Below are 11,687 nucleotides of genomic sequence, written 5' to 3'. Positions count from 1 at the left end.
CCGGACCGACGGCCGCAGGCCCCTGCGAGCAGGAACGTTAACCGGGCTCCCGCGACGTCCGCGCCTCAAGATCCCAACCGGGACAGCACCGTGAAGCAACTGAGACAACGGGGGCTGGTTGGCTCGTACGGAACGGATCGCGAGCGGACACCGTCTTCCACATCCGCCGCCCGTCCACCTGCCCCGGCTTCCACCCACCCGGCGACATGTTCGACTTTCAACAAAAATCGTTTACGGTTGAACTATAAGCACCCGGACACGGGTGATCGTCGCAGGAAGGAGTCGGCATGAGGGCATGGCAGTTCAACGAGGTCAACGAACCGTTCACGTTGGTCGAGTGCGAGGACCCGAAGCCCGGCGCCGACGAGATCGTCATCGACGTCAAGGCGTCCGGTCTGTGCCACAGCGACGTGAGCTTCGTCGACGGCACCCTGACTCCCATCCTGGGTTACAGGCCGATCATCCTGGGCCACGAGACCGCCGGCGTCGTCAGCGCCGTCGGTGCGGACGTGAGCGGGTTCGCCGTGGGCGACCGGGTGGGGGTACCGGCGGTCACCGAGGGCCCCGGACCGCGGTCGACGGCGGGTTCGCCGACAAGGTGGTCGTCAAGGCCGACCTCGTCGTGCGCGTACCCGACGAGGTCGACTTCTCCCAGGCGGCCCCGGCGATGGACGCCGCGCGCACGGCCTACCGCGCCCTCGTGACGTTCGGACGGGTCGAGGCCGGGCAGAACGTCGGCATCATCGGGTTCGGCGGACTCGGCTCCCTCGGCGCGCAGATCGCCAAGGAACTGGGCGCCCACGTCTACGTCGCCGAGATCAACGAAAAGGTCTGGGAGACGGCCAAGGATCTCGGGGTGGCGGGCGTGTCCCAGGACATCCGCGACTTCGAGGACCGGGGCCTCGACGTGATCGTCGACTTCGCCGGCTTCGGCACCACCACCGCCTCCGCCCTCGACGCCGTCAAGCACGGCGGCCGGATCGTGCAGATCGGGCTGGCCCGCGAGGAGTCCACCCTGTCCATGCAGCAACTCATCCTCAAGGAGGTCACCCTCGTCGGCGCCTCGAACGGCGAGAAGTCCGAGGCCGAGGAGGTGCTCCGCCTCATGGCCGGCGGCAACATCGAGTCGAAGATCGTGCCCATCACGTTCGAGCAGATCCCGGAGTACGTCGACAAGCTGGCCAAGGGCGAGGTCCCGGGACGTGCGGTGGCGATCCTCTGAGGCACCAAGGAGCACCGTGCGTCACCGACGGTGCTCCTGTGCTCCACGCGCATCACGGGTGCCGCCGGGCCGGAACCGTCCGGCATGACGGCACCCGTGGGGACTGCGGCCGGTTCGTACGGACCGTCCTCAAGCCGGGGCCCGTGGCACCGCACGGCGGGGTGAGGCGGACGCCGACCCGCTGCCCGGTCTCCCCGCCTCCAGGGTCCCGTCCGTACCCGAAGCACGTGGACGTCCAGTTCCTCGCCGGGCTGCTGGGCGCGGAGGTGACCGACCGCGGCCGCGTCCACGGGCCGTACGGCTCCGAGTTACGGCGCGGACCCGTTCTTCTTCCGGGTGCCGTCGCTCCCGCCGAGGGCGGCTACCCACGGGGACGCTCCCGAAAGTGTCGCGTGGCCGCTCGCTCCTGCCGGAGGCACGGCAGGCAGCCCCCGCGGGCGGTGGAGGCGGCGAGCGGCTGCCGCCGCCGGGCTGACCGGGGCAGTCGCCCGCCTCCGTCGGGGAACAGCACCCCGCGCCATGACCGGCAGGCCATCACCGGCCCGAACTCTCCACAACTTCCTCACCCGTGATGGTTGACATCTCCGTTCTGCAACTCCCGTCCCTGAGCCCTCCGACATCCACTACCGTGTCCCCAGGCATGCGTCGCCGCTGATCGGGCGCGCGCCAGGACCGAATGTCGAGGACACACGTGCAGATCACGCCTCTGAACCCCGAGGATCCGCTCTCGCTGGGCGATTTCGAACTCCTCGGCCGGATCGGCCAGGGCGGCATGGGCCAGGTCTTCCTGGGCGAGTCGCTCGGCGGTGAGCCCGCCGCGGTCAAGGTGATCAAACCCTCGGTGGTGGACTCCCAGTCCCGACAGCGGTTCGCGCAGGAGATCGAGGTGCTCAAGACCATCTGGGGTCCGCGCATCGCGGCCTTCCTGGGGGCCGATTCGGAGGCGGAGCAGCCGTGGCTGGCCACGGAGTACGTGGACGGCCCGGACCTCGCGCGGCACGTGAAGACACACGGCCCGCTGCCATCGGTCCTCACGGCGGCGCTCGGCGCGATCCTCGCCGAGGCGTTGTCCGGGGTGCACACCCAAGGGCTGCTGCACCGCGACCTCAAGCCGGCCAACGTCCTGCTGGGGCCGAACGGCCCGAAGATCATCGACTTCGGCCTGGCGGCGTTCACCGAGTCGTCCTTGTCCCTCACCGCCCCGCACCAGGTCGTCGGCACCCCGATCTGCATGGCCCCGGAGCAGGCCGCCGGTGTGAAGCCGCTGACGGCGGCGGTGGACGTGTACGCGCTGGGGGCCCTGATGCTGTTCGCGGTGGCGGGTCACTACCCCCATCAGGCGGCCACCCCGTACATGGTGTTCCACCTGGTCACCGACCCCGGCACGGCACCGGACCTGTCCGGCGTACCGGACGATCTGGCCCCCCTCCTCACCGGCATGCTCGCGCACGGCGCCGAGGACCGGCCGTCGCTGACGGAGGTGGTGCAGCAGTGCCGCTCGGTGATCGAGGCGCAGGGCATGAAGATCGCCCAGGCGCGTCGCAGGCTCACCGCCCACACGGTGGAGCGGCGGCAGCACAGGCCGGCGCCCGCCGACAGCGTCCCCACGGTCGCCTGGCCCGCCCCCGCGAACGACACGGCGGTCATGGAGATCAGCCCGGCCCAGTTGGAGACACCGGCCGACGTGCCGACGGTCTCTCCGTCTCTGGCCGAGACCGCCCCCGGGTCCTCCGCCGCGGCCTCTTCCGCCCCGGCGCACGCGGACGCCCCCGGTGTCACGCCCGCCGAGCCGGGGGATGGCCCCGCCGGTGCCCGGCATGACCGGCCGGGGCCGGGGCATCGCCCGCCCACGGATCGCCCACGGGCCCCGGAGCCGACGCACACGCTGCGGCATTCCGTCCAGGCCCGCAGGACGGCGCAACGGCTGCGTACCGCGTACGCGGCGAAGGCCCCGTTCTGAGACCCCGGCGGGTCGGCCGGGACCGGCCCCCGCGTCCGCTCCCCCACCCCCTGTCCCGCGGTCAGGCCGTGCGCCTGCCGGCAGCCCGTCCCACCACCGTCCGTCCCCTCGACCCGAACGCCCAGGAGGCACCCGCGTGACCGCCGACGTGAGCACCGCTCCCGCGACCAGCGGCGAGGACGCCCAGTTCCCGCCGGGCGCCCAGATCCTCGTGCGGGACGAGGTGTGGCTGGTGCGCAACGCGACCCGGACCGAGCACGACGGGGCCCGGGTCGAGGCGGTCGGCGCCTCGGACTTCGTGCGCGACCAGGAGGCGGTGTTCTTCACCGGCCTGGACCGCATCGAACTGCTCGACCCGAAGCTGACCCGTCTGGTCCGGGACGACTCGCCGAACTTCCGACGCTCGCGGCTGTTCCTGGAGGCGGTGCTGCGCAAGACGCCGCTGCCGCAGGCCGAGCGCGGCCTGGCGCTCGCGGACTCCTTCCTCCTGGACGCCCTCCCCTACCAGCAGCGTCCGGCACAGCTCGCCCTGTCGGGCCGCAATCTGCGCCCGCGCCTGCTCATCGCGGACGTCGTCGGTCTCGGCAAGACCCTGGAGATCGGCCTCACGCTGGCCGAGCTGATCCGCCGGGGCCGGGGCGAGCGCCTCCTGGTCGTCACCCCGCAGCACGTCCTGGAGCAGTTCCAGCACGAGCTGTGGACCCGGTTCGCGATCCCTCTGGTGCGCCTGGACTCCGTGGGCATCGAGCGGATCCAGCGGGAGATCCCGGCGGGCCGCAACCCGTTCACCTACTTCAAGCGCGTCATCGTCTCCATCGACACCCTGAAGAACACCGACCAGTACAAGCATCACCTGGAGCGCATCAACTGGGACGCGGTCGTCATCGACGAATCGCACAACCTCATCAACAAGGGTTCCCTGCGCAACCAGTTGGCCCGCACCCTCGCCCCGCACACCGACGCGCTGCTGCTGGCGTCCGCGACCCCGCACAACGGCGACGCCCGCTCCTTCGCCGAGCTGATCTCGCTGCTCGACCCGGCCGCGATCCGCGACCCGGAGCACTACCGCGCCGACGACATCAAGCACCTGTTCATCCGCCGTACGAAGGTCAGCCCCGAGGTGCGGGAGCAGATGAAGGGGCAATGGGCGGACCGGGGCCCGTCGCGTTCGATCCGGGTGACGGCCACGCCGGCCGAGGAGAAGATCTTCGAGGAGCTGGCAGCGGTCTGGCTGCCGTCCGACGGGTCGAAGTCGGTCAGCGACGTGCCCCTGTTCCCGTACACGCTGCTGAAGTCGTTCCTCTCCTCCCACGCGGCGCTGAAGGCCACGGTCTCCACGCGGATCAGGACGCTGGACAAGAAGAACGCACCGCAGGCGACCGCGGCCGAACGGGCGGCCCTTGAGCGGCTGCTGGAGCTGGCGTCGGGCATGACGGAGGCGGACTCCGGCAAGTTCGGCGCGCTGGTCGAGCAGCTCCGTGAGATCGGGGTCGGGCCGAAGTCGGACACCCGGGTCGTGGTGTTCTCCGAGCGGGTGCAGACGCTGGAGTGGCTGGCGCGGACGGTACCGGCGGCGCTCGGCTTCAAGGGGAAGGCCGCAGAGAAGGCGGCGCGGGTCATGCACGGCGGCCTTTCCGACGAGCAACAGATGCAGTGCGTGGAGGACTTCGGCCTCGCGGACACGCCGGTACGCATCCTGTTCACGGGCGACGTCGCCTCCGAGGGCGTCAACCTGCACCGCCAGTGCCACCAGCTCGTCCACTACGACGTCCCCTGGTCCCTGATCCGCATCGAGCAGCGCAACGGCCGCATCGACCGCTACGGGCAGTCCCACCAGCCGCAGTTCCGGGCGCTGATCCTGACCAGTTCGGTGGACGGCGCCAAGGACGACACGCTCGTCTCCGAACGCCTCCTTGAGCGGGAGGCGGAGGCACACCGGTCGCTGGGCACGGCGGAAGCGGTGTCCGGCCTGTACCGGGCGGAGGCCGAGGAGAAGTCCCTCATCCAGGATCTGCTGCGGGGGCGAGACGTGGACGAGTCCCTCGACGCGGACCGTACCTCCGGTGCCGGTTCGGACGAGGGCGTGGACGACTTCCTCGCCGACTTCTTCGGCGCCGTGAACGACGCCCCGGAGGAGGACTCGGGTGCGTCAGCCGACACGGACGGCACCGGAGCGGTGCCCCGGGCGAAAGTGCCCCGGCTGTTCGGCTCCGCCCGCGAGTTCCTCGACGAGGCGCTGCGCGAGGTCTACCCGGACGCCCACGACCGGCTGGACCTGTCCGCCGACCCGGACACCGGTCTGCTGTCCTTCGTCCCGCCCTCCGACTTGATTCACCGCCTCAAAGCGCTCCCCCCGGACTACGTCCGTGAGCAGGGCCTGCGCGACCGGCTGAAGGTCACCTTCAACCGGCGCCTCGCCGACAGCAGCCTGGCCCGCGCCCGCGCCTCGGCGACGTCGAGCTGGCCCGACATCTCCCTGCTGACCGACCTCCACCCGGTCATGGAGTGGCTGACGGACAAGGTCCTGGTCCGCCTGGACCGACAGGAGGCGCCGGTGCTGACCGCCGAGGTGCAGCGGCCCACGTACCTCGTGCAGGGCATCTACTCCAACGCGCTCGGCCGTCCGACCGTCGTGAAGTGGATGGCCGTCACCACGGACGGAGAGGTCGACGACGACATGGTGGCCGTGCTGCGTCGCGCCCAGGTCGGCCCGACGATGGCGAACCCGGGCCTCGCCCACGACACGGACGCCCTGGCCCAGGCGATCCCCACCGTTCTGGACCGGGCCGAGGCGTTCCTGGAGCAGCACCGTGAGGCGTGGGACGAGCCGCTGCGGGCGCCCATCGAGGAGTACAAGGCCCGCCTGGGCACGTGGGAGCAGCCGAGGCTGACCGCGGGCAGGGGTTCCTCCGCACCGACCGCCACGCGCGACCGGCTCGCCTCACTCGCGGACTCCCTGCTCACCACCGGCCGCCCGATGCTCCGCGTCCTCGCCGTCCTCGCCCCGGCCCACACCGCCGCCTGACCGACACACCCAGAGGTTGCTCACGATGACGTTCGACTCCCTGGTCAACCGCGGCGACTACTTCTCCGCGCACTACCTCGCCGAGGTCCTGCCCAAGGACCTCAAGTCCGGCCTGCTCGCCCAGTGGAAGCAACGCGAGGAGGACGCCGCCGACGCCGAGCGGCCCGAGGGTGCGCTGCCGGTCACCCCCCGCGCGGGCCTGCGGGCGCTGCGCCGCACGTACTTCGCGGCGCGCTCCTACTTCACGATGGACGAGGAGCACGCGGCGACCGGCGACGATGCCGTCACGTACGACGCACCCGAGTGGCGCGAGCGGGTGCGCACGCTGAACGGGGAGGTGCTGCGCGCGCTCGGCTTCGACGCCAAGCCGGGCACGCTGACCGTGGTGCGGGCGGACCAGTCGTACGAGGTGACGGTCGCGCACACGGAGAAGGATCTCGTCGCCCTGGACTGCGGCTGGTCGGCCGAACCGGATGACGCGCTGGACCCGGACGGGGCCGGGCGGCTGCTGGAGGAGCTGCGTCTGGACGGCCAGCACACGGTCGCCACGGGGTCCAAGCTCGCGTCGTTCCTGTTCGCGTGCGAGGACGCGCCGCGCTATGTGCTGCTGCTGGTCGGCGGTGTCGTCGTGCTCGCGGACCGGGCGGTGTGGGGTGAGGGCCGGTACCTCGCGGTGTCGCTGGACACGGCGCTGGAGCGCAACGACACGAAGGCGGGCGGCGAACTCGACACGGTGGCCGCGCTGTTCGGCGCGGACTCGCTGCGTACGCCGGAGGAGGGTGGGGAGAACCCGCTCGCCACGCTGGTCGACAAGTCGACGAAGCATGCGGTGGGCGTGTCGAGTGAGCTGCGCGACGGGCTGCGGCTGAGCGTCGAGCTGATCGCCAACGAGGTGCTGGACCGGATCCGGGAGGGCGGTGTCCGTCCGGAGGAGGTCAAGGAACTCCCCGAGCTGGGCCGCCAGTTGACGCGGGAATCGCTGCGCTATCTGTACCGGATCCTGTTCCTGCTGTACGCGGAGGCCCGCCCGGAGCTGGGTATCCTGCCGTCGGACTACCCCGAGTACCAGATGGGGTACGGCCTTGGCCGGCTGGGCGAGCTGATCGCCGAGCGGGATCTCGTCGACGAGAAGTCCCGCAAGGGGTTCTACCTGTACGAGTCGCTGGATCTGCTCTTCAGCAAGGTGCAGGAGGGCTACCGGCCGCGCCGTACGCATGGAGTGGTGGACGAGAAGGCCTCGGAGGACGTGGGGCTGCGGTTCGAGCCGCTGCACTCCAAGCTGTTCGAGCCGGAGGCGATCCGGCTGATCGGCGCGCGTGCGGTTCCCGACCCGCGTGTCGACAGCGAGGTCGAGGGAGGGGAGCGGTTCATCGACACCCGGCTGCGCAACGAGACGCTGTACCGGGTGCTGCGGCTGCTGATGCTCACGCGGGGCAAGAAGCGGGAGCGCGGTGGGTTCATCTCGTATGCGCAGCTCGGAATCAACCAGTTGGGGGCCGTGTACGAGGGGCTGATGTCCTACTCGGGCTTCGTGGCGGGCGAGGAGCTGTACGAGGTCGCGAAGAACGGGGACCCGAAGGACGGTTCGTGGCTCGTTCCGGCGACGAAGGCCGACGAGTACCCGGACGAGGTGTTCGTCCGGCACAAGGACGAGGTCACGGGCGAGGAGCGGCGGGTCCGGTATGCGCCGGGTGCGTTCGTGTACCGGCTGTCGGGGCGTGACCGGCAGACGTCGGCGTCGTACTACACGCCGGAGTCCCTGACGCGGGTCACCGTGCAGTTGGCGTTGCAGCACCGGTTGGACCAGGACGACACGGTCACCGAGGCGCGTGAGCTCCTTGACTGGAAGATCTGCGAGCCGGCGCTCGGTTCCGGTGCGTTCTTGAACGAGGCGATCAACCAGGTCGCGGCGGAGTATCTGCGGCGGCGGCAGGACGAGTTGGGCGTCGCCATCGACACGGAGAAGTACGCGGTCGAGCTTCAGAAGGCCAAGGCGTACATCGCGCTGCACAACGCCTACGGCGTCGACCTCAACAACACGGCGGTGGAGCTGGCGGAGGTGTCGTTGTGGCTCAACACGATGCATCCGGGGATGGAGGCGCCGTGGTTCGGGCTGCATCTGCGGCGGGGCAACTCGCTGATCGGCGGGCGTCGGGAGATCTACTCCGCTGAGCGCCTGAAGAAGGGCGGCTGGCTGGGGACGACTCCGGAGCGTTTCCCGTTGTCGGAGGCGGTGGCGGGGGCCGCGCTGCCTGAAGGGGCTGTGCATCACTTCCTGCTTCCGGCGAAGGAGTGGGGCGCGGTCGCCGCCGAGAAGGAAGCGAAGGCGCTGGCCCCGGAGGAGGCGAAGGCGCTGGGTGCTTGGCGGAAGGCGATCACCAAGTCGCCGAACGCCACGCAGACAAAGCGGTTGCAGGGGTTGGCCCGGCGGGCTGAGTACCTGTGGGGGCTGGTCGTGCGGCGGCTGGAGATCTCCGAGCGGGAGATTTCGCGGCGGGTGGATGTGTGGGGGGCGGAGGACGGGTGGCTGCGGTCGCCCGAGGTCGCGGTGCCGAGGGAGAAGGTCAAGGCGGACCTGGAGGCCGTCGACACGCCGTACTGGCGGCTGAAGACGCTGATGGACGCGTGGTGTGCGCTGTGGTTCTGGCCCGTGCAGAGTGCGGCGCTGCTGGACGGGTCGGCGGAGGTGTACGCGCGGGCGGCGGAGGTTACTTCGCAGTCGGCGGGGTGGACGGTGTCGGCGGCGCCGGCTTCGGCTTCGGATGCGGTTCCGAGTCAGGCGGGGGCGCCTGCGCGGGAGACGTATGAGTCGGAGGACCTGTTCGGTGACGTTCAGGTCGTCGAGGTCAAGGCGAAGGCTGCGCGGGGTGGTAGTCGCAAGGAGCAGATTCGCGGTGAGCGGCGGGCTGTGATTTCGCTGGCCTCACTGGACGACTGGCTGGACTTCGCCGAGTCGTTGTTGGGGACGCAGGATGTAGCTGCGGATTCGTTGGTGGCCCACTTCGACACGCTGGATGAACTGGAGCGGTACGAGGACGACTTGCCCGAGTGGATGGGCATGGAGCGTTTCACGTCGCTGGAGTCTCGGTATCCGTGGGCGGGGGTTGCGAGGGACGTGGCTGAGCAACACGGATTTTTCCACTGGGAGCTTGAGTACGCGGCTATCTTCGCGGCGCGGGGTGGATTCGATTTGCAGGTGGGGAATCCACCTTGGGTTCGACCTCGATGGCTGGAGGACGGGGTTCTTGCCGAGTATGAACCGTGGTTCATACTGACCGAGAGGCCGGGAGTAACCGAGTGGCGGTCGCGAAAGGCAGAGCTGTTGCGGGAAGGTTCCCCAGCGCGACCGTACTTCCTCAGCGAGCTGGCAGGCAACGCTGGACTCGTTTCATCACTCGCGAGTACTGCGACTTACCCGCTGCTGGTCGGGACCCAGCCAGATCTATATCGCGCCTTCATGTGCCGCGTCTGGAACTCAACAGCAGAACTTGGAATCGCTGGCCTGATCCACCCGGACACGCATTTCAGTGGCACCAGGGAGCTCAACCTGCGCGCCGCCACGTATAGACATCTACGACTGCACGCTCATTTCGCAAACGCTCTCACACTTTTCGAAATCGCCCATCGGTTCGAGTTCGGCGTACACATTTACGGCCAATCCCAATCGGTCAATTTCACGCACATCAGTTGGCTCTTTTCACCTGAAACCCTGCCTGCCTCGCTAATCCATGATGGCACCGGCCCGACACCCGGAATGAAGCACAATCAAACGTGGGATCTTCGCCCTCACCTTTCGCGCCTCACCCAAGTCGACGCAGTCAGGTTGCAGCAGTGGCATCGGCTCGCCGGCGAAGACCTAGATGGCCATGAATCCGCGGCTCTGTTGTACCCAGTCACAAGTAGTGAACAGAAAGCCATCTCAGCGCTCGCCAACGTAAACCTACGCTTGGGTGACCAGAACCCCAGAATCACATCCGGATACCACGAGAAGAACGGAAAAGAAGAGGGACACATCCGATGGTCGACGCAGGACCCCGACGCCTTGGATGACCTGATCCTACAAGGGCCTCACCTGGCCCCCGCGACACCCCTTTTCAAGCAACCCAACGAAAACTGTCGCAGCAAGGGAGACTGGTCCGCCTTTGACTTGCTCACCATCTCGGCCGGCGTCGTTCCTCGCACAAACTACGTCCGCGCCTGCTCCGAGGCTGACTTCACCACTGCGCAAGATATCTGGGAATTGTCCGGGACTCGACGCTACACGCAGTACTTCCGAGTCGCCTGGCGCAAGATGATCCCGCTGACCAACGAGCGCAGCCTTTTTGCCGCTCTGATCCCGCCGGGTCCTGCGCACATTCACGCCGTACAATCGATGGCTCTGCCGAATAACCGGCTGACCACCCTCACGGCAGGCTTCTGGGCTTCCCTACCTTTGGACTACCTGCTGCGTGTCACAGGCCGTTCTGATCTGCAAGTGGCCGAGGCTCGCAAGATGCCCGCCGCCGACCCGTCCCATCCCCTCGCCCCGGCCATTCTTCTCCGTACGCTGCGCCTGAACGCCCTCACCGAGCACTACTCCCCCTTGTGGGAGGAGCTCTACGATCCGCGCTGGGCCGGCTACGAGGACTGGGCAAATCCCGACTGGCCCCACATGAAGCCGCTCGCCGCCGGGCTCACCGCCACCTGGCAGTACAATATCCCCCTTCGAACCGAGTACGAACGCCGTGCCGCGCTCGTCGAACTCGACGCACTCGTCTCCGTCTGCCTCGGCATTACTGCTGACGAACTCGTGGCAATCTACAAGTCTCGCTACCCAGTTCTGTACGACTACGAGGCGCAGACCTACTTCGACGCCAACGGCCGCAAGATCGCGGGCCATCACAACACCTACGGTCACGGCCAGACCAAGCAGGACTACATCGACCTCCTGGCCCACCTGGAGAACCCTGAGACAACCCCACCTCCGGCCGGCTACACCGCTCCCTTTTACAAGGCGGACCGCGAGTCCGAGATGCGCGCCGCGCACGCGCACTTTCAAGGTCGCCTGGACGCGGAGATCGCCGCCGGCCGCTGGACTCCTCCCGCGAAGAGTGCGGTCTGAGTGCCGCCCCTCGGACAACGGTCGGCGCATCTGAGAGAAGCGCCGACCGTCGCGGGGAACCATGCAGGCTCACATCGTCCTGAGCAGGGCCGTCCAAGCCGCCGAGCCAACCTGCAATACAGGTCCGTCGTGTGCCCGGCACTTCGAGTCGCGCACATGGACAGCAGCCGCGTCCAGCGCAACCTCAACGCACTCGCCGCCCGCACCACTGCTATAGCTACTCGTGAACCAGCACAGGTCCGAGCGGGGCTGACGGCTCGCGTCTTCCGTGTTCATAGGTCCATACCTTTCTTCGTGGGTTGCTCACGGTCATTCGTAGGATCGGGACACCCAGGGGCATCGGGTGTGGCTGTCATATTTCTGCCGTTGTAGTGGCTTT

At 68.6% G+C, this 11,687-nt stretch carries 6 protein-coding genes; 5 read left to right on the top strand and 1 reads right to left on the bottom strand.

The window, feature by feature from the left end; translation table 11 throughout:
• The first annotated feature begins 287 nt into the window (after window positions 1–287).
• The 5 genes from AC02VZ_RS20945 (at window position 288) to AC02VZ_RS20925 (ending at window position 11,308) form a co-directional block, all read left to right on the top strand.
• Window positions 288–704 (top strand): alcohol dehydrogenase catalytic domain-containing protein, encoded by a 417-nt coding sequence (locus AC02VZ_RS20945; RefSeq protein ID WP_476476100.1) that lies wholly within the window; start codon window positions 288–290, stop codon window positions 702–704.
• Entirely contained in the window at window positions 599–1,222 is a 624-nt protein-coding gene (locus AC02VZ_RS20940; RefSeq protein ID WP_476476099.1) for a zinc-binding dehydrogenase, read from the top strand. Before AC02VZ_RS20945 ends, AC02VZ_RS20940 begins: the two co-directional genes overlap by 106 nt.
• A 691-nt stretch (window positions 1,223–1,913) precedes the next feature.
• Entirely contained in the window at window positions 1,914–3,182 is a 1,269-nt protein-coding gene (locus tag AC02VZ_RS20935) for a serine/threonine-protein kinase (protein ID WP_476476098.1), read from the top strand.
• A 136-nt stretch (window positions 3,183–3,318) separates the two neighbouring features.
• Window positions 3,319–6,207, top strand: coding sequence for an SNF2-related protein (locus tag AC02VZ_RS20930; RefSeq protein ID WP_476476097.1), 2,889 nt, complete (start codon window positions 3,319–3,321; stop codon window positions 6,205–6,207).
• Between the two features lie 25 nt (window positions 6,208–6,232).
• Entirely contained in the window at window positions 6,233–11,308 is a 5,076-nt protein-coding gene (locus AC02VZ_RS20925) for a class I SAM-dependent DNA methyltransferase (RefSeq protein ID WP_476476096.1), read from the top strand.
• A gap of 69 nt (window positions 11,309–11,377) precedes the next feature.
• On the opposite strand, the gene AC02VZ_RS20920 is transcribed toward AC02VZ_RS20925, so the two are convergent.
• The gene (locus AC02VZ_RS20920) at window positions 11,378–11,584 is read right to left on the bottom strand and encodes a DUF397 domain-containing protein (protein WP_476476095.1); all 207 of its coding nucleotides are present in this window, start codon (window positions 11,582–11,584) and stop codon (window positions 11,378–11,380) included.
• Between the last annotated feature and the right edge of the window lie 103 nt (window positions 11,585–11,687).

This window comes from Streptomyces sp. 3-6, from assembly GCF_056323165.1.
Note: the sequence above shows the minus strand (reverse complement) of the source record. Positions and strands in the feature narration are given on the sequence as shown.

Coding starts and splice junctions, on each gene's coding strand:
- AC02VZ_RS20945 (WP_476476100.1), top strand. CDS start 288: ATGAGGGCATGGCAGTTCAACGAGGTCAACGAACCGTTCACGTTGGTC.
- AC02VZ_RS20925 (WP_476476096.1), top strand. CDS start 6,233: ATGACGTTCGACTCCCTGGTCAACCGCGGCGACTACTTCTCCGCGCAC.
- AC02VZ_RS20920 (WP_476476095.1), bottom strand. CDS start 11,584: ATGAACACGGAAGACGCGAGCCGTCAGCCCCGCTCGGACCTGTGCTGG.